Below are 25,593 nucleotides of genomic sequence, written 5' to 3' on the forward strand. Positions count from 1 at the left end.
CCGAACCTGCAGCAATTTATCCAAAATGTGAAAGGAGATGCATCGTACATGGCGCTGGAAAAGGTTTTGGACGATATTGAGCGTGAGGGTGAGCTTAGGGGGAGACTCGAGGGTAGACTTGAAGGAAAGATTGAAGGAAAGATTGAGGGAAAGCTCGAGGAAAGGGAACAAGTTGCAATGCGGATGATTGAGGAGCAGTTGGACACTGATCTGATTTCCCGAGTAACCGGCTTTTCTCTGGATAAGATCGATCAATTACGTGCACAGGGTAACAATTGAAACAGAATAAAATTATTCGCCCTTGATCTCAGCAGCCGATCAAGGGCGTTTGTTCTAACGTGAAAGGAGATGCATCGTACATGGCGCTGGAAAAAGTTTTGGACGATATTGAGCGTGAGGGTGAGCTTAGGGGGAGACTCGAAGGTAGGCTTGAAGGAAAGATTGAAGGAAAGCTCGAGGAAAGGGAACAAGTTGCAATGCGGATGATTGAGGAGCAGTTGGACGCTGATCTGATTTCCCGAGTAACCGGCTTTTCTCTGGATAAGATCGATCAATTACGTGCACAGGGTAACAATTGAAACAGAATAAAAGGATTCGCCCTTGATCTCAGCAGCCGATCAAGGGCGTTGTTTTGTTCGCTCGGGGAAATTTGGAACGGCTAATCATAAAGCTCCCGCTGCATGTGCCTATAGCTCTCGATAATGTATTCCCGAAATTGTTTGGCAGCCAGCGACAAATAGTGTCTCCTCGACCACGCGATCCAGGTCGTTCTTTTGAAATCCCGACTCTCGATCTGCAGCTGCTTCAGACCGGCCCGAGATCGCGCCCTGAAGGAGAGCTCGGGCATAAACGCGATTCCCAGCCCTTGCCCAACTAAGCGCGCAATGCCGTCCGGCTCGTCCACCTCAAACGTAATGTTCGGCTTGAAATCCGCTTGGCGGCACAGGTCGTCCATTAAATCGCGGAAGGAAAAGCCGGTATTCATGCTGATAAACGGCTCGTTCGCCAGCTCTTCGAGCGTGACGCTATCGCGTTCGGCCAGCCTGTGCTCGGAAGAGGCCGCTATCCATACCTGTTCCGTCATCAGCGCTTGCCATTCCAAATCCGCCCCTTCGGCTTGAACCGAGCTGATCCATAGATCGATGTCTCCGTCCTCTAACCGTTGAATCATCTCGGCGGTAGGGCCGAGGATTTGCCGAAAATGAACGGACGGATGCTGCTGAATAAACGGTCCGATCAGCTCCGGAAGCACGCTCGTAATCGATACGCCCAGCCGGATGCTGCCTCGGGCAAGTCCGGCCATTTCGCGGATTTGTCGTTCCCCTTCCTCCAGCTCGCGAAAAGCCCGATCCACTCTCTCCAAATAAACCCGTCCGAACTGGTTCAACCGAATTTGCCGCCCTTGGCGATCGAATAGCGCAACTCCGACCGCTTCCTCCAGTCGGGCGATCGTCTTGCTCAGAGAAGGCTGGGCAATGTGCAATTGCTCTGCCGCCTGCGTCATATGCTCTAACCGAGCAACCGTCTGAAAATACTTTAATTGAAGCCATTCCATTGCCTCTGCAGCCTCTCTTCCCTCGATATATAGACCCGAGGCTATCAATCGATAACTAACTATGTATTATACAGCAGATCATTCGCTTTTTATAATGGATAATGTCGATTATACGCATCAGGAAAGAGGTTAATTATGAATCAATCCTTAGGCAAAGAAAGCATTTGGAACCAACCCAAAGCGGTATGGGCGATCGTGTTCGCTTCCATAATCGCTTTTATGGGACTGGGGCTCGTCGATCCGATTCTCCCGGCGATTGCGGAGAAGCTCGATGCTTCCGCGAGCCAGGTGACTTTATTATTTACCAGCTATAATTTGGTTATGGCGGTCGCCATGCTAGTGACAGGGGCAATTTCGTCCAGACTCGGCGTCAAATGGACGCTGATGTGCGGGATCGTCATCATCGCCTTGTTCTCTGCGCTTGGCGGAAACTCCGGCGGCATATGGGAGCTCGTCTGGCTTAGAGGAGGCTGGGGGCTGGGCAATGCTCTGTTTGTGGCAACGGCTTTGTCGGCGATTGTGTCGTTCTCGCGGCTGGGCGTAGCCAAGGCGATTATTTTATACGAAGCAGCCATCGGGCTGGGAATTTCCGTTGGACCGCTGCTTGGCGGCAGCCTTGGCTCTATCTCTTGGAGAGGGCCTTTTTACGGCGTGGCGTGTTTGATGGGACTTGCGTTCCTGCTGCTCTTGATTATGATGCCCTCCCGCCATCCGAATGTTGTATTGACGAAGACGGCCGTATCGGGCGTACCTGCTGCGCCAATCGCATCAACTGCACCAACTGCACCGGCTCAAAAAACATCTCTTCTAGACCCGTTCCGCGCTCTAAAATATCCGGCGCTACTGATTCTGGGCATTGCGGCGCTGCTGTACAATTTCGGATTTTTCACGCTGCTCGCGTACTCTCCGTTTGTCATGCATCTGAACGAGAAGGGTCTCGGCTACGTGTTCCTCGGTTGGGGCTTGCTGCTCGCCGTCACTTCCGTCTTTATGGCTCCATGGCTGGAGAGAAAGCTGGGCACGATCAAAGCCATGTGCCTGATGCTGACCTTATTCGCTTTGACGCTGATTGCGATGGGAATCTGGACTTCGACCAGAGAAGTCGTGATTGCGGCCGTCATCCTTGCGGGCGGCTTCCTTGGCAACAACAATACGCTGATTACGACGGCCGTCATGCACGCTGCCCCGGTCGAACGCTCGACAGCTTCGGCGGCATACAGCTTCCTCCGTTTTCTCGGAGGGGCGGCAGCGCCTTTTTTTGCCGGCAAGCTGGCCGAATGGTTTAATCCGCATGTTCCGTTTTACGTTGGCGGCGCTTTTGTACTGGTATCGGTTCTGTTCATTTTGGCGACGCGTAAGCATTTACGCCATATCGATGCGGTCGGTTCCGCCCATTAGTGTGTCGAAGTTGATCGTAGAGGAGGTTTTTCGAGCTCCCAGAGAGAATTATATCTAGCATGAAAAGCGAACTTACACATCAGAAGCTGCGAGGGGGGTATTATACTCCTAAGCCGATCACCGACTTTATTACAAGATGGGCCGTCTCTTCCCCGACAGCAACGATTCTTGAACCCAGCTGCGGAGACGGGAACTTTTTGGAATCGATGGCGCAAACCTATAGAGAGCGTGGACTTGAAGACCGCGACCGTATTTCAAGGCAGATTTGCGCAATCGAATTCGATCCCGAAGAGGCCAGGAAGGCTCAAGAAAGGCTGGAGAGCCTGGGGATTCCCGCCGGCGGCGCAGTCCGGAACGGGGACTTTTTCTCATATTGCCGGAATTTTATAGATGGCGGGGTTAGGTTCGAGGCGATTGTCGGCAACCCGCCGTTTATTCGCTATCAGAGCTTTATGGAGGAACATAGGAAGCTGGCCTTTGAAATCATGCAGGAAGCCGGGCTGACCCCCAATCGGTTTACCAACGCATGGGTTCCGTTTCTGATCGCCTCCTCTTTGCTGCTGACCGACAAGGGAAGAATGGGCATGGTGGTGCCGGCCGAGCTGTTCCAGGTCGGTTACGCCGCGCAAACCCGCTTGTTTTTGAGCGACTATTTCCGCAAGCTGACGATCATCACCTTTAAGAAGCTTGTCTTCAGCGAGATCAACCAGGAGGTCGTGCTGCTGTTGTGCGAGAAAGACGGCGATCGGCATTCCGGCATTAGAGTCGTGGAGCTTGAGGAGATGGGAGACTTACAGGCATTTGACCCAAAGGATTTATCGAATATCGAATTAAAACCGCTGGACCACACCAGCGAAAAATGGACGCAATATTACTTAACGGCCGACGAGATCACGCTGCTGCGAAAATGGCGTACCCACCCTGAAATCGCGGTGTCAGGGGATGTTTTGGACGTCGATGTTGGTGTAGTTACGGGGCTGAACGAATTTTTTGCGTTAAACGAGCTTCAAGTTGCCAAAAATAAGCTGGGCGCGCATACGAAGAGAATCATTACGAAGTCCGCCCATCTTGAAGGGGTCGTTATGACCGAGGAGGATTGGGCCGACAATGTAGCCAGGCAATATGCGACCGCTTTGCTGCATTTGCCGAATGCCCCGTTTAGCGAGCAGGCCGAGGAGGTTCGGCAGTACATTGTTTCCGGCGAAAAGCAAGGCGTTCATACCGGATACAAATGCAGAATCCGCAAAAACTGGTTCGTCGTCCCTTCCGTATGGGTTCCGGATGCTTTTATGCTTCGCCAGGTGCACAGCTACCCCAAAATTATATTAAACGAAGCGAAAGCGACATGTACGGATACCGTTCATCGCGTCCGCTTTAAGGAAGGCTACGAAGGGGCGCGGGTTACCGCGGCTTTCTTGAACTCTCTTACGCTTGCTTTTTCCGAGGTGACCGGCAGAAGCTACGGGGCCGGCGTATTGACCTTTGAGCCAAGCGAATCCGAAAGCCTTCCGCTGCCCCTGCGCGGAGCGGACAAGCTGGATGTTGAGCAGATTGATCAACTGATCCGCTTCAATCGAATAGAAGAGGTTTTGGAGATTACGGACAAGGCGCTGCTGATAGACGGACTGGGCCTGGCTCGAGAAGAGGCTTTGGCATTGAGGAAGATCTGGAGGAAGCTGCGCGACAGAAGGATAAACAGGAGATAGCAGGGGGGAACCGTTAACATGCCGGATATGCTTGCCAAGCTGTATGAATTGCCCGAGCTTCCCGATTCCGTTTCTGGCGTGTACCGGGGGCTGTTGGATTCTTCGAGTCTTTGATCGGGTGCCGAAGATGGTCAATTTTGCGACAAAGGTACAAGCCTTTCTTAATCGAGAGGTCTGTGCCTTTTTCTCGGTTCAGCCAAGCGTATGTCGTCCTATAGGGAGCTGCCGACGTTGCTCCTTCATTCCCCATCAATATCGTACAATACATCGGATTAATAGAATCAAATGAACAGGCGACGGGATTGGGATATACTTATAGGGCAATTCTATACTAATCCGGCAATATTGAAAGCGCTAACATTGAATTCGGCAGGAAGACGAGTTTTTGTAGTCGAAAACAAAGCCGACCAAGGATTTCCCGGCAGACCGGGAGCAGGAGGAGACTATGCCGTTCACAGGAATCAGCATCCGCTTCCGGCTCATGATGCTAATGATTTGCATGACGACGCTGCCCGTCATTACGGTGACATGGCTGGCGACCAACAATACGCGGGATTCGGTGGAAAAGGAAATGATCGATGCCAACCAGTCGCGCATGCAGTGGGCGAGCCAGTATTTGGACGAATTGATCCAGCAGCTCGACACACTATTTTATTCGCTTCATATCCAGACCGAACTGATCGACGAACTGTCCGGCGTGGACGCGCTGGACGCAGGCGAGCGGTATCCGCTGCAGAACCGGCTGTTCGGCACGCTGAATACAGCCTTTTATTCGTTTTCCCGCAAAATCGACCAATTGACGCTGTATATCCATTCCACGGGCAGGGCTTATTCCGTCAACTACGCCAGCAGCGGCCTGACGCATTCGCTCGATATCGGGCAAGGGCCGTGGAGCCGGATGCTGACAACGCCCGTGGGGATTTATTTCAAGGCGGCGGGGGATTCCCTTAGCGCCTACCATTCGATGAACGAGTTTAAGGGGCAGGCGCTCATTGGCGGTATTTCCGCGCGAATTAACGGCAAGGTGTGGGAGCAAGCGGCAGCCATCTTGCAATCGGAGCCTGAGAGCGCGATTTTTCTTCTCAACGACGAGGGGGAGGTGCTTCCCGGCTCTTCGCCGTTATTCACGCCCGAGGAGTTGGCGGCGAGCCTGGCTGAACTGCGCGAGGAGCCGGCGTCTGTCGTATTAGACCGAACGAGCGACCATTATGTGTTCTCCAGGAGGGTTAGCGGCGGCCAACTGTTTCTGGTGAAGGCGATTCCGGTAGCGACGATTAATCATAGCGCCGAAAAAACGATTGTGGCAGGGTTGTGGACGGGAGCGATCTTTACGGCGGTATCGATCCTGTTGTCGATTATCGTATCGCTGCGCATCAGCCGCCCTATTGTGAGCCTTGCAAGAACGATGCGTAAATCGCACATTCACGATTTCGAGATAAAATCGGTGCAAAGCCGCGACGAAATCGGGCTGCTGGAGGCGGGCTACAACTTTATGATGGGCCGGATCAAAGCGTTGATCGAAAACGAATACCAGCACGAAATCGAGGTCAAAAATGCGCAGTTGATCGCGCTTCAGGCGCAGATTAATCCCCATTTTCTGAATAATACGCTTCATATGATCGGCGGAATGGCGCTGACGAAAGGCGCGCCGGAAATCTACCGCATTACGCAAGTCATCGGCGACCTGCTTCGTTACTCGATTAGCGCCGAAGGCGATCAGACCGTTAGTCTTAGCGAGGAATTAAAGCATACGGCCAACTATTTGTTTATTCAGGAGCAGCGGTTTGCGGGCCGATGTGAGGTGATCGTCTCTTCCGACGACAGCGTGGGAGAAGCGCGGATGCCGAAGTTTACGCTGCAGCCGATCGTGGAAAACGCCTTTGAGCACGGCTTGCAGCGCAAGGAAGGAAAATGGCGGCTTGAGGTGCGCGTTCGAGTCGTCGGCGAGCGGCTTGTTCTGATGGTGCAGGATGACGGGCTCGGCGTGGAGGCCGCCCGACTGGCGGCGCTGCGGGCGGAGCTGCGCGGCGGCGGGCGACAGCAGGAGACTGAAGCGGAGACGCGATCCGGAAGAAAAGGCATCGGGCTGCACAACGTGCATGCCCGGTTGACGCTGCGCTTTGGCAAGAGGTACGGTGTCCGGCTGTTCAGCAAGAGCGGGGCGGGCGCGCTTGTGGTCATCACGTTGCCGGCAACCGGCGACACGCCGGATGCGGAAAGGGGAGAGCGTCATGTTTAACGTGCTCATTATCGACGACGAGCCGTGGTCGAGGGAAGTGGTGAAGGCGCTCGGACCGTGGGATCGCCTGGAGCTGCGAGTCGTTGGCGAAGCGGAGGACGGCAACGAAGGGCTGCGGAAGATCGAGGAGCTTCAACCCGACATTGTCGTCACCGATATGCGGATGCCGGGAACGGACGGCGTTGAGTTGCTGGAGGCAATGCGAAGCCGTTGGCCGCAGCTCAAAATTATCGTAATGAGCGGCTACGACGATTTTATCTATTTGAAGCAGGCGATTCGTTCTAAAGCGATCGAATACTTGTTAAAGCCGATCAGCCCAGAGGAGTTGGAGGCTGCGCTTAAGCAGAGCAAAAAGGAGCTGGAAGCCGCGCGAAAGTCCGAGGCGCAGTCGCTTTCGCCGCTCTTCCCGAACAGGGCGGCGCTGCAGCGATATGCGGAGCAGCGGGAGCGCCTGTACGCCAGTCTGCTGGAGCTGAACAGAGAGCGGGCGGAGGAGGCGTTCGACCATCTGCATCGTGAGATGAGAAGCACCGACGAGAGCGAGGCGAAAGAGGGCCAAGAGGGACGGGTGACGGCGGATTTGACGCTGATGCTGGAGCAGTTTCTGTCCCAGCAATCGCTGACGCTGGGGCAGCTGCACCCGGAGAGCGAGCAGTTCTCGTCGCCCGGCGGAAGTGAGGCGCTGAGGGGAGCGCGTGAGCTCTACGGGCGGGCAATCGACGCACTGCTGGAGCTCAGACATTCGCGCAGCCGGCTTGATATGGCAGAGGTAGCCAACTATATCGATGCCCGCTATCAGGAGGCGATCTCGCTGGAATCGGTCGCGGGACAGTTTCTGATCAGCAAAGAGCATCTTAGCCGAATGTTCAAGGCGTTCGCCGGGGAAAATCTATCGGACTACATCGTACGAAGGCGGATGGAAAAAGCGAAAGCGCTGATCGCGGAAGAAGGCGTATCGATCAAGCATGCGGCGCAACTTGTCGGATACGAGGATATCGCCTACTTTTATCGCGTGTTCAAGAAGCATTACGGCATGACGCCGGGAGAGCTGCGCAAGGACGGGTGAGCGGGGATTCCTATCAATATTGTACAACAACCGATGTTAAAATCCCCGAAAGAAAGCGTTTTACCCCTCGGCTATACTGAAGCTGCAACTTACTCATAGGGGGAATCGAGCATGAAAAGAGCGCTTCATCTGCTGCTGGCACTTACGATGACCGCCGCGCTGGCGGCATGCAGCTCGGGAAACAACGGCGGGGGAACCGGCAGCGGCAACAACACGGCGTCGTCATCGCCGACCGCAAGCGAGACAACCGGAGAGGCGACGAAGGCAACTCCCAAAAAGGTCGAGCTGAAAGTATTTATGAGTTTTCCTCGCTTCAAGGACCAATTCGAAAATTATTTCGCTCAATTCAAGGAGAAGGAGCTTGCGGAAAAAAATATCGACGTATCGATCCAATTGGAGATGCCGAACGCGGATCAGGCGAAGCAGATCCTGCAATCGCGACTGTCCTCGGGCGACGCGCCCGATCTGTACACGCTTCATGCCAACGATATTCCGACCTACTTCGATGCGGGGTATGTCGCCGATCTGACGGGGCAGCCGTTCGTCGGCAAGCTGTACGAGGCCGTAACCGAAACGGTGAAGTACGACGGCAAAGTCGCCGCGCTGCCGCTGGAAAGCTTGTCCTGGGGCTATCTCTACAATAAGAAAATATTTGCCGACAACGGGCTGACGCCGCCGCAAACGCTGGACGAGATGAAAGCCGCGGCGGAGAAGCTGCAGTCGGCCGGCGTCAAGCCGTTCCTGCTCGCCTTCCAGGAATCGTGGATTCCGCAGTTAATGATGGCCTTATCGCTTGGCGGCACGGTTTCCTCGGCTCATCCCGACTGGATCGAGAAGATGAACGCAGGCGAAGCGTCTTACGCCGACGTCCGGTCCGTCTTCGACAGTATTGACCTGATTATGGCCAATGGCACCGACAAGCCGTTCGAGACGGGCAACGAAGCGGGCTCCGCCGAGTTTGCGAGCGGCGGCGCCGCGATGTGGGTGCAGGGACCGTGGAACGCGGAGACGATTCTCAAGGTCAACCCGAGCATGGAGTTTGGCGTCGCACCTCTGCCGGTCAGCAACAACCCGGAGGACACGATGATCAACCTGGCGACCTCGACCTCTCTGGCGCTGTCCCCAAAAAGCGCGAATAAAGAAGTGGCGCTCGACCTGCTTAACTACATTTTGGATGACAAAGATTCCTCCGCACTGTTCGAAGAGCTTAAGTTTAACCCGATTGCTACTGTGCATACGTACGAGGTGTTCCCATGGGTAAACGAAGCGAGCGAATACGTGTCCAAAGGCAAAGCGTATCTCGACCTGAAGCTGCCGAACGGCGTGACGGACGAGACGGCCAAGCTGCTGCAAAGCTACTATGCCAAAGACGTCACGCAGGACGACATCATCGCTTCGCTGGATAAAGTATGGCGGACGTCCGTCAGCAGCAATTGACGAAGCGCGCCAAACGCGGCGCCCGGATAACGGGAGTGAATACAATGGCAACAACGAGATCATGGAAAAAACACGCCATGCTGCTGGCCTTCGTTTTTCCCGCGCTCCTATTCTACATCGCCTTTACGCTTGCCCCCGCTTTCGGGGGCATCGCGTACAGCTTGACCGATTGGAACGGACTAAACCCCGCCTATCGCATGGTGGGGTTGGCCAATTACATTGAAGCGATGAACGACCGCTTTTTTGTGAAATCGCTGGCGTTTACGGCCAAGTTCGTGCTATACATGCTGGTGCTGCAGAACGCGCTGGCGATTTTGCTGGCGGTGCTGGTGGAGGCGATGGGGCGGAGCAAGGTATGGTTCCGGACGATCTTTTTTATGCCCAACATGCTGAGCCTCATTATTGGCGGGTTTATGTGGATGTTTATTTTTACGCGCGTGTTTCCGTATTTGGCCGACCAGACGGGCTGGCGGCTGCTGGATCAATCCTGGATCGGCGATCCACGCTATTCCTTCTTTGCGATTCTCGCGCTGTCGCTGTGGGGCGGCGTCGGGTACTTGATGGTCATCTATATCGCGGCTCTGCAGGGCGTTCCGCAGCATTTAAAGGAAGCGGCGGCGATGGACGGAGCCGGCCCCTTGGCGATATTTCGCCATGTCACGCTGCCGATGATCTATCCGGCGCTGACGATTGGCGTGTTCTTGACATTGAACGCTTCATTCAAGGCGTTCGATGCGGTGTATTCGCTGACGGGCGGCGGTCCGGGGCGGGCGACGCAGGTGATCGCGCTCAATATTTTCGAAGAGGCGTTCAGCTTCAGCAACCGTTACGGTTATGCCAGCGCCAAAGCGATGATTCTGTTCGGTATCGTTGTCGTCATTACGATCATTCAACTGGCGATCATGAAGCGGCGGGAGGTGCAGGCATGAATCGGTTGGGCGGACGTCTCGGCTCGTGGACCGCTTTGCTGTTTTTGCTGGTGGCGGCAGTTGTCACGCTGTTTCCGATCTATATGGCCTTGCTTAACTCCGTTAAGACGCAGGGCGAGATGCTGACGAATATTTTGGCGCTGCCTTCGTCGCTAGAGGTCGGCAATTATGCCGACGCGTTTCGGAAAATAAACTATTTTCGCAGCCTATGGAATACATTTGTGGTAGTTGCGGTGGGACTGGCGGGCATTATTCTGTTTGCGTCGATGGCCGGCTACAAGCTATCGCGGACGCCGGGCAAGCTGAGCGGCTTTCTGTTCGGACTATTGGTCATGTCCACGCTGATCCCTTTTCATTCGATTATGATCACATTGGTCAAAATCAGCAAGGAGCTGCGGCTTCAAGGCTCGGCGGTAGGGCTCGGCCTGCTGTATATCGGACTGGGCGTAGCGGTAGCTGTGTTTCTGTATCACGGGTTTGTGAAGTCGGTGCCCAAGGAGCTGGACGAAGCGGCGGTGATTGACGGCTGCGGTGAATTTAGGTTGTTTTTCACGGTGATTTTGCCTCTGCTGTTGCCGATTACGGCGACAATCGCCATTTTGAACACGCTGTGGATGTGGAACGACTTCCTGCTGCCGCTGCTGATTTTGACGGACTATAAAAGCTACACCTTGCTGCTGTCGACCAACATGCTGTTCGGGGAATACAACAACGACTGGTCGGCGATTTTGGCTTCGCTCGTGCTGGCCATGCTGCCGGTTATCGCGCTTTATCTCGCATTGCAGAAATATATTTTGCACGGCATAGCCGAAGGGGCTATTAAAGCTTGATAGACTCGATTATCGATGGGGGGAGACGTTCCTGTGTCGCAGAGAAGGAAGCAGGAAGTAACGGGATTTGTAAGGGCGGACGGCAGCAAGCTGCGCAACGGCGCGGGCGAGGAGCTGCTGCTGCGCGGCGTCGGATTCGGCAGTTGGCTGCTGCCGGAAGGGTATATGTGGAAGTTTCCGAAGGAGGGCGATCGTCCCCGTCGCATTGAGGCGATGATCGAAAGGCTGATCGGCAGGGAGAAGGCGGAGCTATTCTGGGACAGCTATTATAATCGTTATGTCGCGGAAGAGGATATCGCCCGAATTGCCGAGGATGGGTTTAATTCGGTGCGGCTGCCGATTAACGCCCGGTTTCTGTTGGCCGGGACGGGAGCGACGGGCGGCGCGCCGATCTATCGCGAGGAGCGGCTCAAGCTGATCGACCGTGTGATCGACTGGTGCCGGACGTACCGGCTTTATGTGGTTTTGGATTTGCACGGCGCTCCCGGGGGGCAAACCGGAGCGAACATCGACGATTCGGAGTTCGACCGTCCGGAATTGTTTACGGTGGAGGCAAGCTGGCGGCAAACCGTAGACCTGTGGAGTATGCTGGCCGACCGCTATAAGGACGAGTGGATCGTGGCCGGGTACGATCTGCTGAATGAGCCGCTGCCCGAATGGTTTTCGTCGCTGTACGGCAAAGTGATGCCGCTGTATCGAGAGATCGTACGGGCTATTCGCGAGGTGGACTCACGGCATATGATCATTCTGGAAGGCGTGCATTGGTCGACGGACTGGTCGATCTTCGAGGGGGCGTTCGGCGATGAGCCGCTGGACGACAATGTGCTGCTGCAATTCCATAAGTATTGGAACAATCCCGATACGGAAAGCATCGCTCGGTATTTGGAGCTTCGCGACAAGTGGAATGTGCCGATTTTTATGGGCGAGGGCGGCGAAAATAATAAGGATTGGTATGCGGGCGCATTCCGGCTATTCGAGGATCACGACATTTCGTGGAATTTCTGGACTTGGAAAAAGCTCGGCACGACCAATTCGCCCTGCTCGATCCGCATACCGGAGGGCTGGGGGCTGCTGGTCGATTACTTGCAGGGCGGAGCCAAGCCGTCCGCCGAGACGGCTGAGCGCATTTTGTGGAGCTATTTGGACAATATGCGTTTGACCGATTGCGAGTACAGGCCGGAGGTCGTGCGGTCGCTGCTGCGCCGGGCTCCGGTGCGCATTCCGGCAGTTTTCTACGGCTATAAGGGAGAGGGAGTCAGCTTCGGACGCGCAGCCGCCGAAGCGGGAACGGAACAGACTGCCGCAGGCGTGGGCTTCCGCACGGGGGATCGCACTGCGATCCGATTTGTCGACAGCGAGCGGACGACTGCAACGTTTGCGCATGGCGGCGGCGAGGAGTGGCAGCCGGACCAGTGGCTCTGCGTAGAGATGTCGGCCGGCGATTGGTTCGTCTACGATTTTATCGGAGACGATAGCAAGCCGCAGGAGGAACTGGCCGTCCGTTTTAAGCTGCAGGCGGTTGACGGAGCAGGGAAGCTGGAGGCGGCGCTGAACGGGCGAACGCTGGGAAGTGTGGAAGCGCGAGGTGGAAATTGGCGGGAATACGGCGACATCGAGTTGGGCGCTGCGGGGCCGGGCGACCATGCTCTGACTGTTCGTTGCACAGCAGGGTCTTTGCGGTTGATGTGGCTGGAGCTGCTATCTGCGGCAAGGAAATAAAACAAGCGAGATTACAGCCAGCGGCGTTGGCGTAATCTCGCTTTGCTGCTTATTGCGGGAGGTTAAGTCGAGGCAGAGAGATCCGGAATACGGTTTCCACATTCGGAATGCTGCTCATCTCCACGCTGCCCTGGTGGGCTTCGACGATGTCCTTGACAATAGCCAGGCCGATCCCCAATCCTTCGCCTTTCCTTCCGCTGTCCACCCGATAAAAACGATCGAAAATATACGCATGATGCTCAGCAGGGATCCCCTTACCCCGATCCTGCACGATAATATTCACGGAATGCTCGTCCGCCGTCAGCTGAATGCCGAGATATCGTCCATCTTTTCCGTATCGAATCGCATTGTCCAAAATATTTCGCAGGGCCCTTTCGATAAGAGAAGCGTCAACGAGGAGATGAATATCCTCATCCGGGGCTTCGACATCGAGATGAACCTGATCGCCGTCGAGGATCATGATATATTCGACCGCGATTTTGCGAACGATCTCGGATAGATTGTGCTCGGCCAAGCGAATGGTCAGATCGTCCGCATCCTGACGGGAAATGTCCAGCATCTGATCCAGCAGCTTGTCCATGTATCTGCAGCGTTGAAGAATGATTTTGGCTCTGCCCTGTAATTCTTGCTGATCCTTATAATTGCCGGTACGTATCATTTCGGCGCAGCCGAGCATCGTCGTCAGAGGCGTTCGCAGATCGTGCGACAGATTGGACAGCAGCAGCTTGCGCTTGCTCTCGAACTGCTGAATTTCCGCGAATTGGGAGCGGATTCGATGCGCCATGGAGTTATAATGCTGAGTAAGCTGGCCCAACTCGTCCTTGGAGGAATCCACTAATTGTACTACCGGGGAATCGCTCTGGATATTCAGTTGATTCAGGGCATGATTGAGCTTGCGGATTCTTTTATTAATAGAGGTAAACAACCAGATGGCCAGTAAAAAAGGCAACGAAAACGAAAGAATGATCGGAACGACGAGCGTTAGCAACGATTTATACGTACGAACCATAAAATACACTTCGCCTTGCTTCATCTCGGAAGCCGGAATGCTGAGGAGCAAGAAATACGATTGTCCGTCTCTCGTTGCCGGCGTAAGAATATGAACGTCGTCATCCGTCAAAAATCTCTGGGGCGTTTGCTGCATCAGTACGGCCAAGTCCTTGAAGGATAAGGTCGGATTGAGCCCTGCCGTATCATAGATAGATTGACCCTGATCATTCAGCCACAGCCATCGAATAGCGGGATGCTCCTCATGGGCGTTATCCAAAATTCGTTTCAGCGTATCTTCTCCGAATTCAGGTCCATCCTCGATCGAGTCCACGATAGATTGCGCCAGCGGATTAAGCTGGAACAGGGCGTAGCCCTTATTCACGGCTTTTCCGATCCAGACCGAGCTGTAGCCGAACAGAACCATACTCATAGCGGTACTCACGACAAGCAACAGCCATAGCTTCGTGCGCAGCTTCATATTCCGGCTCCCGTCAACCGGTAGCCAACGCCGCGAACCGTTTGAATTTCCCAGGTGGACTGCGCCCGTTCCAAATGTTTGCGCAGCCGGCTCATATATACACTCAGATTGTTGTCGTCATAGCGCTCATGCTGCCACACCTGTTGATAGATTTCGAGCTTCGTCATGACTTTATCGGGATTTTGCATGAAGAGCTGCATGAGACCGCATTCCACATAAGTCAGCGGAATTTTCTCGTTATCGACGAGCAGCGTATAGTTGTCGACCTCCAGAATCAGATGATTTAAGCGGATGACCAGAGAGGGATGATTGGAGACCGGGTATCGTCTGCGCAGAACGGCGCGAATACGGGCCATTAATTCCATCGGGCTAAAAGGTTTCGTCATATAATCGTCGGCTCCCAGGCCCAGGGTGTCGATCTTGTCTTGCTCCTGTCTTCTGGCGCTGACGACGATCGTCAAGGTGTCGAGTCGGCGGGCGTTCAAGTAGCGCAGCACCTCGAACCCGTCGCGATCGTCCATCATGAGATCCAGAATAATGACATCTATGCGTTCCGCTTCCAGTCGTTCAATCGCTTGACGTCCGGATTCGGCTTCAAGGACGCTCATGCCCGATTGTTCAATATGGGTACGGATTACTTCGCGGATTTGCGGATCGTCATCCACTACGAGTATTTGTTCCATTGTAGGGTCGCCACCGTCCAGAAATTTGAGTTAGTTTGATCATAGCACGATTTTTTCGGGATTTGTTTTTTTCAGGGCGCCGACTTCGAATCCTTTAAGATTTCATTAAGATTTTTATAGAGAGGCAGTGAGTATAATTTTGACTTAGAGAAGTCTGATAGAGAAGAATCGGAGGAACGTAGATGGATCCATACATACGAATCAGGCGATTGTTGGCGGCGGCATTGTCCATCGTCTTGGTGCTGGGAATGATGCCGGCTGCGGCGACAGCGCAAGCGTATCCTGACGGGATAAGCGGTGGAGGCGGAGTTGCGGCATTTAACGAGCTTCCCGATGAGCTGCGATGGCAAAATACGTCCGTACCCGAGCTTCCCGATACCCTTTCCGGCATCCTGGAAGGGAAACAAGCCTCTATACCGGTGATCTGGCAGGCGGACCGCACTTACGATGCCAATTTTCCGGCGCAGGGATTGTATGTGTTCACGGCTGTTCCCGATGGGAGCTTTGGGATGGCAGCGGGAGTGGAGGCGCCCCGCATTACGGTTTACATACCGCCGAACGCAGGCGGGATGGCGGCGCGCATCGTTGGCAGCGGTACAGAAGCAAGCCCGGTAGAAATCACCACGGCGGCGCAGCTTGCCGAGGTTGCCGTGCTCGTAAATGCAGGCAGACTGGAAACCTTCCTGCTCAACGATTTGGCTGCGACAGTTTCCCTCAAGCTGGCTAACGACATCGATTTATCCGGATACGCAACTGGCGAGGGTTGGTTGCCGATCGGAACAAGTGCACAGCCGTTTAAGAGCATCTTCGACGGAGACGGCCACATAATCGCCGGGCTGACCATTAACCGACCCGGCGGTACGGACCAGGGGCTGTTCGGACAGATCGGCGTGAGCGGTATCGTGCAAAATCTGGGCGTGGTCCATGCGCATATTAACGTGCAAAATGGCATTTCCAGCTTTGCTGGTATATTAGCGGGTCAAGTCCATGGCAGAGTACAGAACTGTTATACGACCGGCAGCGTCCTTGGCGACAGCTATGTCGGCGGCATGGCGGGCGGCGTTCGCGGCACGATTAGTAACGGCTATTCTACCGCCAGCGTCAGAGGCAAAGACGATGTCGGAGGCATTGCGGGAGCGCTTCTGCCCGGCAGCATAATGGAAAACGGCTACGCCGCCGGCAGCGTCAGCGGTATAACGGCTTCCGGCAAGATCGGCGGGATTGCAGGAAGCATGGACGGCGGCACGCTAAGAAATTCTGCCGCGCTGAACCTTGGCATTACGGGAAATACCGCTATTGGTCGCGTGCTGGGACAGGCAAGCGGCGGGTATACTCTTTTCGGCAACGCGGCATTTAACGGTATACCCGGTATATGGAGCAATCCCGGTGCGAACAGCGTGGACGGGGAAAGCAAACCCGCCGCCGAAATCAGTGCGGCGGGTTTCTTCGAAGCTTGGTTCGCCCACGATCCGGCATGGACTTACGAGAGCGGCAAACTGCCCGGTTTGTTCGGTACGGCGGTGAACATGCCTGCCCACATCGTAGACAAGGGGGGCGCGGAGTTTGTGGGCGACGGCACAGTCGGAGTTCCCTACCAGATTCGCACAGCAGCGGAACTGGCACGCCTTGCCGAGCTCGTGAACGCGGGAACGGCCCCCTATGCCAACGCGAATAAATACTACGAGTTAATGGATGACCTTGATCTCTCCGGGTATGCTGCCGGGACGGGATGGACGCCCATAGGAACGGATGCCAGGCCGTTCAAGGGCAAATTTGACGGCGGCAGCCACATAATCGCCGGGCTGGTTATCAATCGCCCTAGCAGCGATGACCAAGGTTTGTTCGGAGCCGTCGGTTCGGGCGGAAACGTACAAAATCTTGGCGTGACGAATGTGAATATCGTTGGCAAACGCTATGTTGGCGGCGTAGCCGGTAATGTTGTCGGGAACGTGCAAAATTGCTATGTTACCGGCAGTGTCAAAGGCGTCAATACCATCGGCGGTATAGCCGGATATGTTGACGAAACCGCAGCTGCGCCGAATGGAACGGTGCAAAACTGCTATGTCTCCGCCAGTGTCAGCGGGACGGGGAACTATATCGGCGGCATTGCCGGGTATGTGGACGGAACGGTGAAAAACAGCTACGCCTTCGGCAGCGTCAACGGCAATAGCGACATCGGCGGAGTGACGGGACATACGACGGACCTTGGCACATTGCGGAACTGTTACGCGGCCAACAGTGTCAGCGGCATCTTTAGCGTCGGCGGCCTAGCAGGATCGATATACGGTACGTTGCGAAACTGCGCCGCGCTGAACATCTCGGTAAATGGCAGCATGGACGTCGGGCGTGTTACGGGAGATTCCATGGGCGGCGATCTTGACGACAATGCGGCATTTATCGGCATACCCGGTACGTGGAACGATGACTATTCAGACGGTTTTGACGGGGAAAGCAGAACTGCTGCGGATATCGGCGTTGCGGGCTTTTTTGAAGCGTTGTTCGGGAACGCTCCGGCGTGGACCTACGAAAACGGGAAGCTGCCTGGTCTGTTCGGCGCGGCGATAGAGATGCCCGTCCATCTCGTAGACAAGGACGGCGCGGAGTTTGTGGGCGACGGCACAGTCGGAGCTCCTTACCAGATTCGCACAGCGGAGGAACTGGCACGGCTTGCCGAGCTCGTGAACGCGGGAACCGCTCCCTATGCGGATGCGGGAAAAACCTATAAGCTGATGAACGATCTCAACCTGTCCGGTTACGCTAACGGCTCAGGCTGGATGCCTATCGGAACGAACGTTGCACCGTTTAAGGGCAATTTTGACGGCGGAGGCAAGGTGGTTACCGGGCTGGTCATCAACCGCTCAAGCAGCGATTTTCAAGGGCTGTTCGGGATGATTAGCTCCGCCGCAGTGTATGACCTTGGTGTAGCGGACGCGAATATCGTCGGTGGCTCCTATACTGGCGGCATTGCAGGACAGATCAGCGGTAGCACGGTGCAAAGCTGCTTCGTCACCGGCCAGATCAGCGGCGCAGACCGTGTCGGCGGTGTTGCGGGATATGTCGACTCGGGCACAGTCCGGAACTGCTACAGTACCGCAAACGTCAGCGGCGCAGACGATGTGGGCGGCTTGATCGGGGAGGCGCAGGGCGCCAGTACTCTGCAAAATAGCTACGCAACCGGCCAGATCAGCGGCAGCACCTACGTCGGCGGCGTGGTAGGGAATTTGGGGCATCAGACGATGCTGAAAAATTGCGTCGCGCTGAACGCCGGAGTCAGCGTGGCCGTTAGCGCAGGCGGACGCATCGCGGGAAGCAGCGAAGCCGGCGCGGTTTTATCCGGCAACGCAGCCTTCAGCGGAATATCCGGCGCATGGAGCAATCCGGGCGCAGACGAATTAGACGGAGCGGACATCGCCCTTCCGCAGATTAACGCCGCTACCTTCTGGACGACGGCGAGCAATTGGGACGGCAGCGGATGGGATGAATCGGTGTGGACGATTGACGACGGCAAGCTGCCCGTGCTTAGAAATGTCGGAGGCGCCCAGTCCGGAGAAGGAGGGCTGCACCTCATCATTCGGGATATTGCGCACGCTTCCGTTCAGATTACGGGGAACTACGCCTATACAGGCAGCCCGATTCAACCGGCGTTAACCGTTGCTTTTGACGGCAATACACTGATAAAGGGTCTGGATTATACGTTGTCCGACGCGCACAACACAGATGCAGGAAGCAGCGCTACTGTGACTATGAATGGAATAGGCAATTTTGCGGGGACGAGGGAGATTGTTTTCGCTATCCATAAAGCCGCAGGGCCTTCCGCACCGACAGACGTAACCGGAAGCTCCTCCGTAAGCGGCAGCACCTACACCTTCACGGTAGACCTTATCCCCGGCGCGGAGTATCGGATGGACAACAACGCATGGCAGACCGGTAATACGTTTGCAGGCATTGCACCGGGAAGCAGTCACACCTTCTATGCTCGTATTAAGGAAACCGCTAACTATAATGCGGGTGCGGCGGGAGAGAGTGGCGCAGTCGTCTTTGCCAAGCTGGACGGACGCCCTGCTCCGTCACTGGACTACACTGTAAGCGAAAGCGATTTTCCCAAAACCGTGACGATCGCACCGGTTGCGGGTGCGGAGTATCGGTTCGATAACGGGGGTTACAGTGCGGTAAATACCTACATTTCAAGCAGCGCCGAGGACGTAACGCTGTATATCCGTCTGGCGGAGACGGTTACTTATAACGCTTCCGACTTCGCCAGCGCGATTGTCAGTACGGCAAACCGGAATCAGAGCGCTCCGTCTGCTTTTGCTCTTACGTACGAACGGGTGAACGACGAGAGTTATACGGTGACGATTCCGGCGACGTCAGGTGCGGAATATAGTTTTGACGGCATCGCATGGGGCGGGGGCAATACGAAGTCGGGTCTTGCATTCGGAGCAACGGTGACAGGCTATAAGCGCATGGCGGCAAGGCCCGGCTATAATGCCAGCCCGGCCGCAAGCGATAGCCTGACTCTACCGCTGCTTCAAGTACAAACACCGACAGCGTCGCCGGGGGGCGGCTCCTTCAGCGGTAGTCAACAAGTCACTTTGTCCTCGGCAACGCCGGGCGCGGACATTTACTATACGACGGACGGCACGACGCCGACGCCAGGAAGCTTGCTGTATACCGCCCCAATCCAATTGACCGCTACCGTAACGCTAAGGGCGATTGCGGTCAAGACAGGGATGAGCGATAGCGGCGTATTATCCGCGACGTTCACCAAAAATAGCAGCAGTGGCGGCGGTGGCGGTTCTGCGCCGTCTGTGAACGAGCCGACTATGAATAAACCGGTCATCGATCGCAACGGCACATCAATGGACCCGACGGGCATCGATCCGACCAAGCCGTCGGTCACGCTGGAAGTGGAGCCGAAGAACGGAACAGCCTATGTCGGCATACCGGCGAGCATCCTAGCGAGCTTCGAGAGCGAAAACGCCGCCTTTATGATTGAGATCAAGACGCCATACGGGAGCTATCGGATTCCGGTTAAACTGGCTTCGCTGATTCCCAATCTCAAAGAGTTGCTGGCGAAGAGCAATCTCAAAGCCGAGGATGTCAGCTTTAAGATCACGTTAACGGACAAATCCGGCGACAAGGCCTTGCAAGCTGCGTTGGCGAATGGACTGCCGAAGGGCAAAGTGATGGGCGCGATGGTCGATTATCACCTGGAGATCGTGAATACGCAGACAGGGCAGACAATCGGGACGACGAATCCGTTCAGCAAGGCGCTGACCCGACTGATCCCGATGCCGAGGAATGTGGCGGCTATGCCGAAGCAATGGGGAGCCTTCCGCTATAACGACAATGCGAAGGAATTCGAGTTTGTTCCCGCCAAGGCTGTGAAGCTGGATGGCGTATGGTACGCGATGATAAGTTCTTACTCCAATAGCACCTATGCGGTTGCGGAAAATGCGGTAAGCTTTGCCGATGTACAGAAGCACTGGGCGAAGTCGGATGTGGAGTTAGCGGCGGCCAAAGGTCTTGTCGAAGGTGTAGGAGGCGGACGGTACGACCCAGGCAAAGCGGTGACGAGAGCTGAGTTTACCGTTATGCTCGTCCGTGCGTTGGGACGGGGTACATCGACCGCCGGCAATGCGGCTTATGGCGACGTGAAAGCTGGCGTCTGGTATTCAAACGCTGTGGCAGCGGCGAAGGAACTGGGACTGCTGGGTTTCATGAGCGGCAGCAGCTTCAAGCCGAATCAGGCTCTGACTCGCGAGGAGATGGCAAGCATGCTGGCGGCGGCGATTAGACTGGAGCAGCCGACGGTTGCGTCAAGTGAAGTAAGCTTGGATGCCTACAAGGATATCGGAAGCGTGGCCGAGTCCGATCTGGAGAACATTCACCTGATGTCGAAGCTTCAGATTATGACCGGTACGAGCCAGAATGCTTTCGACCCCAAAGGTGTAACAACACGAGCGCAAGCGGCCACAGTATTCGTTCGTACGCTGCAAGTGCTTGGCTTGATTGATTCATTCGATTAGAGTTAAGATCCTACAACAGCGTACAGGCTGAATCCTTCTATCTGTGCGCTGTTTTTTATCTTTCTAACCAGTGGTCAAAGCAAGAGAAGCCGGTTGATTCGTGGACAAGTCCTTTAAGATTTCATTAAGATTATCGATTCTCTCCCAATGATATAGTCGTTTGTAGAGTCGATTACTTAGAAATCAGGAAGGAAAGATCGATGATGAAGTTCCAATTTCGGCGCAGAATGGCGCAATTTACAGTTTGCATACTTACATTAGGAATGTTGGCAGGGTGGCTGCCATTCGGACACGAGCGGGCCTATGCCGGGACGGGCGGGATCATTGACACCGTAGCTGGAGGGAGTTATGGCGACGAAGGCGACGGGGGACCGGCCGTCGATGCCGAATTAGAGAACCCCTCAGCCGTTGCGATGGACAGCATCGGAAATCTGTATATCGCCGATGCCGGCAACAACAAGATCAGGAAAGTGAATGCTGTAACCAAGCAAATCAGCACCGTCGCCGGGGATGGAAACTATGGTTATGCAGGAGACGGTAATTCGGCTCTTGGCGCACAATTTCGCAATCCGACCGGAGTGGCGGTGGACGATGACGGCAATGTATATATTGCTGATAAATACAACAATAGAATCCGTAAAATAGACGCGGACGGCAATATTTCCACGATAGCAGGAACGGGAGTAAACGATTACTCGGGAGATAGCGGCTTGGCCGTTGACGCTGCATTAAGCAATCCGAGCGCAGTAGCGATTTACGACGGGAATCTCTATATCGCCGATACATCGAACCATAGAATTCGGCTAATCGACGCTGCTGGCAACATCCATACAGTAGCGGGATCGGATGATAGCGGTTATTCGGGGGACGGGGGCAAGGCTGTCGAGGCTAGACTATACTATCCGAGCGCAATAGCGGTGGACGGCAGCGGGAATCTGTATATCGCCGATACCTACAATAACAGGATTCGTAAAGTAGATTTTTCGAGCGGGATCGGCATCATCAGCACTGTGGCCGGGTCGTCGTTGACCGATGGCTTTGGCGGAGACGGAGGCTCGGCCGTTGAGGCGCAATTGAATGAACCGGAAGGCGTAGCGATAGACGACAGCGGAAATCTGTATATCTCCGATACGGACAACAACAGGATCAGAAAAGTGATTCCGAGCGGCACGATCATGACAATAGCAGGAATCGGGACAGGGGGTTATTCGGGAGATGGGGGCTCGGGTCTTCTGGCGGAATTGAATGGGCCGCTTGGAATAACGCTGGATAGCGCCGGCAACCTGATTATCGCCGATACATACAACTATGCGATACGCATACAAGATCCGTATATTCCTTCAAGCGAAGCAAGTCTGAGCAACATAATGCTGTCGAGCGGTACGCTGAGCCCGGCGTTCGCACCCGGAACGACCGACTACACGGCCAGCGTCGTGAATGGCATAAGCAGTATTCGGGTGACGCCTACGACCACGAATTCCTTGATGTCCGTAAAGGTGAACGGTCAGCGGATCGCAAGCGGAACCGGGTCCGGAGACATCAATCTGGATGTAGGGGATAATCGGATTGACCTGGTGGTCTTAGCGGAGGACGGTGTAACAGAGAAGCCGTACACGATAATTGTAAAGAGAGAAGTTAGCAGTAATGCGAATTTGAGTCAGTTATCATTGTCGAACGGTACGTTAAGCCCGACATTTATCTCTACAACAACGACCTATACGGCGACTGCCAGTCAGAGTCAGATTTCGGTCACTCCGACATTGTCGGATGCTATGGCTTCGGTGAAGGTGAATGGGACGCCGGTTGTGAGCGGTACGACATCCCTGCCGATTTCGCTTAACATGGGCAGCATCACCCCGATTGAGATCGTTGTGACTGCGCAGAATGGGACAACAACCAAATCTTATACGATAAACGTAACGAGAACGATAAGCGCAAATGCGGATTTAAGCGGATTATTATTGTCCAGCGGTACGCTCAGTCCGGCGTTCGCAGCGGGTACGACCGATTATGAGGCGAGTGTCGAGAATAGCGTAAGCAGCATTACAGTGACACCGACAACAGCGGACGGCAGCGCGGGAGTGACTGTGAACGACGTGCCGGTGAATAGCGGTTTTGCCTCTGCGCCGCTCCCGCTCGTTGTTGGGAGCAACATGATTAAGGTAGAGGTTACGGCAGAGAACGGCATGAAAAGACTTTACACGGTAACGGTAACGCGAGCAGAGAGCAGCAATGCAGACTTGACCGATTTGACGCTGTCGAACGGGGAACTGATTCCGTCGTTCGTGCCGGGAACGTTCAAAACGAGCGTAGGGCATCAAGTCAGCAGTGTCACGGTGACGCCAACGGTAGCGGATACGGTTCATGCCACAGTTACGATCAGTCTGTATGCTGGCGGCGGGACGCTGGTTAGCGGTCCGTTTGCAGTGCCAAGCGGGACGGCGTCTCCTTCTCTGCCGCTTGCTGTGGGAAGCAATACGATTACCGTGCTGGTCACTGCGCAAGATGGAACTACGAAGACATATACGGTGACGGCGACGAGAGGCGCAAGCAGCAACGCGGATTTGAGTAATTTAACGCTGTCGAGCGGGACGCTGGTGCCGGCGTTCGCAGGAACCTACACGGCGAGCGTAGGGCATTCCGTGAGCAGCATCACGGTAACGCCGACATTGTCGGAGGCCGCGAACGCTTCCGTAACGGCCAGCGTATATAGCGGGAGCGGGACGCTGGTAGGCGGGCCGCATATCGTGCTAAGCGGAACGGCGTCTCCGGCGCTTCCACTGAGCGAAGGCAACAACAAAATCGAGGTTGTCGTGACGGCGCAGGATGGCGCAACGAAGATATATACGGTGACGGTGACGCGAGCTGCCGGCGGCGGTCAAGCAAATCTGAGCGGATTATCTCTGTCAAGCGGAACGCTGAGCCCGTCGTTCGACCCGGATACGATTCAATATACGGCAAGCGTGGGGGCTGCCATCTCCAACGTCACGGTAACGATGACAGTGTCGGATATGGACAAGGCGGCAACAACGGTGAGCGTCTATAACAGCACCGGAACGCTGACCAGCGGACCTTTCGCAATGACGAGCGGAACGGCAGCCTTTTCGCTTGCGTTAAATGCGGGGAGCAACGAGATTTCGCTTGTCGTAACGACGCTGGGCGGCGCGACTAAAACTTATAAGATCGACATCACCCGCGCGGCTTCCGGTACTTCACCCGGCGGAGGCGGTGGTGGAGGTGGCGGCGGAGGTGCATTCATCAGCAAACCTGTCATCGACTTGAACGGACAGACGCTGGACCCTGCTCGCATCGACACGAAGAATCCGTTCGTTACGCTGGCAGCAACGCCGAAAGACGGGGTGACTTATGTCAGCGTTCCGGCGAGTATTTTAACCGACTTGTCCGTCAAGAATGCCGATTTTCACCTGGAGATCACAACGCCGTACGCCATTTACCAAGTAGCTGTTAATCTGGTCTCGCGGATTCCCGAATTCAATGCCTTGCTTGAAAAAAATCGTCTCAAAGCCGAAGATGTCAGCTTCAAAATTACGTTAACAGACAAGTCCGGCGACAAGACTTTGCAAGCGGAGATCGCAAGCGTCTTGCCGAATGGCAAAGTGTTAGGGGCGATTGTAGACTTCCGCATCGATATCGTCCATACGAATACAGGGCTGACGATCGGCACGGCGGGTCAGTTTAATCAGGCGCTGACGAGATTGATCCCGATGCCGAACAAGTCGACCGATTTGCCGGAATTATGGGGTGCTTTTCGTTATAACGAGATGAACAAGAAGCTCGAATTCGTCCCTGCTAAGAAGGTGAAGAAGGATGGTGTAGCTTACATCTCGATTCTATCTTTCACGAACAGCGTTTATTTGGCAGCATCGAAAACGGTCGGCTTTTCTGATATGGAGCAGCACTGGGCGAGGTCGTTCGTTGATCTGGCGGCGGTGAAAGGGCTTGTGGAGGGGATCGGGAACGAGAAGTATGCTCCGGATAAAAAGATGACTAGAGCGGAGTTTGCAACGCTGCTTGTCCGGTCGTTAGGGAGAGGAGCTTTCGATGCAAGCTCGACTGCGTATGTCGATGTAAAGCCCGAAGCGTGGTACGCCAATGCTGTCGCGCAGGCGAAGGAACTGGGTCTGCTTGATATCGTGAGCGGCACGAGTTTCCGCCCCGATCAACCGCTGACTCGCGAAGAAATGGCAAGTATGCTCGCTGCCGTCATCGCTCAGGGCAAGTTGCCAACGGCAACGGAATTGATCGGCGCAGATAACTTCAAAGACATCGAAAGTGTAGATCCAGCCTACCTGGAAGACGTTCGGCTAATGGTCAAACTGCAGATCATGACGGGGGTATCGAAAGATGCGTTCGATCCGCAGGGTCAAGTAACGCGAGCGCAGGCGGCAACCGTGTTTATCCGAACGTTGCAAGCGCTAGGTATGGTGGATTAGATCGCAGTTTCATTCGAGCGTCGTCTACCGGACTGCATGAAGCAGTCGGGCGACCGAATTCGCTTGCGGTCTGCCAGACC

At 54.9% G+C, this 25,593-nt stretch carries 14 protein-coding genes and 1 pseudogene; 12 read left to right on the forward strand and 3 right to left on the reverse strand.

The window, feature by feature from the left end; genetic code table 11:
- Together DFP98_RS33385 and DFP98_RS33390 are read left to right on the forward strand one after the other, a co-directional pair.
- Window positions 1-279: pseudogene (locus tag DFP98_RS33385) on the forward strand (hypothetical protein); the annotation flags it as partial.
- A gap of 80 nt (window positions 280-359) precedes the next feature.
- Window positions 360-578, forward strand: a complete 219-nt coding sequence (locus DFP98_RS33390) for an RpnC/YadD family protein (protein WP_116064967.1) — start codon at window positions 360-362, stop codon at window positions 576-578.
- Between the two features lie 80 nt (window positions 579-658).
- Here DFP98_RS33390 and DFP98_RS33395 read toward each other — a convergent pair whose 3' ends face one another.
- On the reverse strand, window positions 659-1,555 hold the full coding sequence (locus DFP98_RS33395) for a LysR family transcriptional regulator (RefSeq protein ID WP_116064968.1): 897 nt from the start codon (window positions 1,553-1,555) through the stop codon (window positions 659-661).
- 135 nt (window positions 1,556-1,690) lie between these two features.
- Here DFP98_RS33395 and DFP98_RS33400 point away from each other — a divergent pair, with 135 nt between their 5' ends.
- The 8 genes from DFP98_RS33400 to DFP98_RS33435 all read left to right on the forward strand — a co-directional run bounded on the left by DFP98_RS33400 (window position 1,691) and on the right by DFP98_RS33435 (window position 12,879).
- A complete protein-coding gene (locus DFP98_RS33400; RefSeq protein ID WP_116064969.1) occupies window positions 1,691-2,953 on the forward strand; it encodes an MFS transporter in 1,263 nt (420 codons plus the stop codon).
- Between the two features lie 59 nt (window positions 2,954-3,012).
- Window positions 3,013-4,659, forward strand: a complete 1,647-nt coding sequence (locus DFP98_RS33405; RefSeq protein ID WP_116064970.1) for an N-6 DNA methylase — start codon at window positions 3,013-3,015, stop codon at window positions 4,657-4,659.
- A 445-nt stretch (window positions 4,660-5,104) separates the two neighbouring features.
- Window positions 5,105-6,898: a sensor histidine kinase gene (locus DFP98_RS33410; RefSeq protein ID WP_116064971.1), complete on the forward strand. Its 1,794-nt coding sequence runs from the start codon at window positions 5,105-5,107 to the stop codon at window positions 6,896-6,898.
- Window positions 6,891-7,964 carry a response regulator gene (locus tag DFP98_RS33415; protein ID WP_181918110.1) on the forward strand — a complete coding sequence of 358 codons (1,074 nt, stop codon included), beginning with the start codon at window positions 6,891-6,893 and terminating at the stop codon, window positions 7,962-7,964. Before DFP98_RS33410 ends, DFP98_RS33415 begins: the two co-directional genes overlap by 8 nt.
- A gap of 111 nt (window positions 7,965-8,075) precedes the next feature.
- Entirely contained in the window at window positions 8,076-9,401 is a 1,326-nt protein-coding gene (locus DFP98_RS33420) for an ABC transporter substrate-binding protein (RefSeq protein ID WP_116064973.1), read from the forward strand.
- A gap of 44 nt (window positions 9,402-9,445) precedes the next feature.
- Window positions 9,446-10,330: a carbohydrate ABC transporter permease gene (locus DFP98_RS33425; protein WP_116065028.1), complete on the forward strand. Its 885-nt coding sequence runs from the start codon at window positions 9,446-9,448 to the stop codon at window positions 10,328-10,330.
- Window positions 10,327-11,160 carry a carbohydrate ABC transporter permease gene (locus DFP98_RS33430; RefSeq protein ID WP_116064974.1) on the forward strand — a complete coding sequence of 278 codons (834 nt, stop codon included), beginning with the start codon at window positions 10,327-10,329 and terminating at the stop codon, window positions 11,158-11,160. The genes DFP98_RS33425 and DFP98_RS33430 overlap by 4 nt, the downstream gene beginning before the upstream one ends.
- Window positions 11,161-11,193: 33 nt before the next feature.
- Window positions 11,194-12,879 carry a glycoside hydrolase family 5 protein gene (locus tag DFP98_RS33435; protein ID WP_246016986.1) on the forward strand — a complete coding sequence of 562 codons (1,686 nt, stop codon included), beginning with the start codon at window positions 11,194-11,196 and terminating at the stop codon, window positions 12,877-12,879.
- Between the two features lie 49 nt (window positions 12,880-12,928).
- Here the strand turns inward: DFP98_RS33435 and DFP98_RS33440 are convergent, their stop codons facing one another.
- Window positions 12,929-14,347 (reverse strand): sensor histidine kinase, encoded by a 1,419-nt coding sequence (locus tag DFP98_RS33440; protein WP_116064976.1) that lies wholly within the window; start codon window positions 14,345-14,347, stop codon window positions 12,929-12,931.
- Window positions 14,344-15,030 (reverse strand): response regulator transcription factor, encoded by a 687-nt coding sequence (locus tag DFP98_RS33445; RefSeq protein ID WP_116064977.1) that lies wholly within the window; start codon window positions 15,028-15,030, stop codon window positions 14,344-14,346. The genes DFP98_RS33440 and DFP98_RS33445 overlap by 4 nt, the downstream gene beginning before the upstream one ends.
- A gap of 182 nt (window positions 15,031-15,212) precedes the next feature.
- Here DFP98_RS33445 and DFP98_RS33450 point away from each other — a divergent pair, with 182 nt between their 5' ends.
- On the forward strand, window positions 15,213-21,059 hold the full coding sequence (locus tag DFP98_RS33450; protein ID WP_116064978.1) for an S-layer homology domain-containing protein: 5,847 nt from the start codon (window positions 15,213-15,215) through the stop codon (window positions 21,057-21,059).
- Window positions 21,060-21,259: 200 nt separating this feature from the next.
- Window positions 21,260-25,513, forward strand: a complete 4,254-nt coding sequence (locus DFP98_RS33455; RefSeq protein ID WP_116064979.1) for a cadherin-like beta sandwich domain-containing protein — start codon at window positions 21,260-21,262, stop codon at window positions 25,511-25,513.
- Window positions 25,514-25,593 lie beyond the last annotated feature (80 nt).

This window comes from Cohnella phaseoli, assembly GCF_003386235.1.
GTDB lineage: Bacteria > Bacillota > Bacilli > Paenibacillales > Paenibacillaceae > Cohnella > Cohnella phaseoli.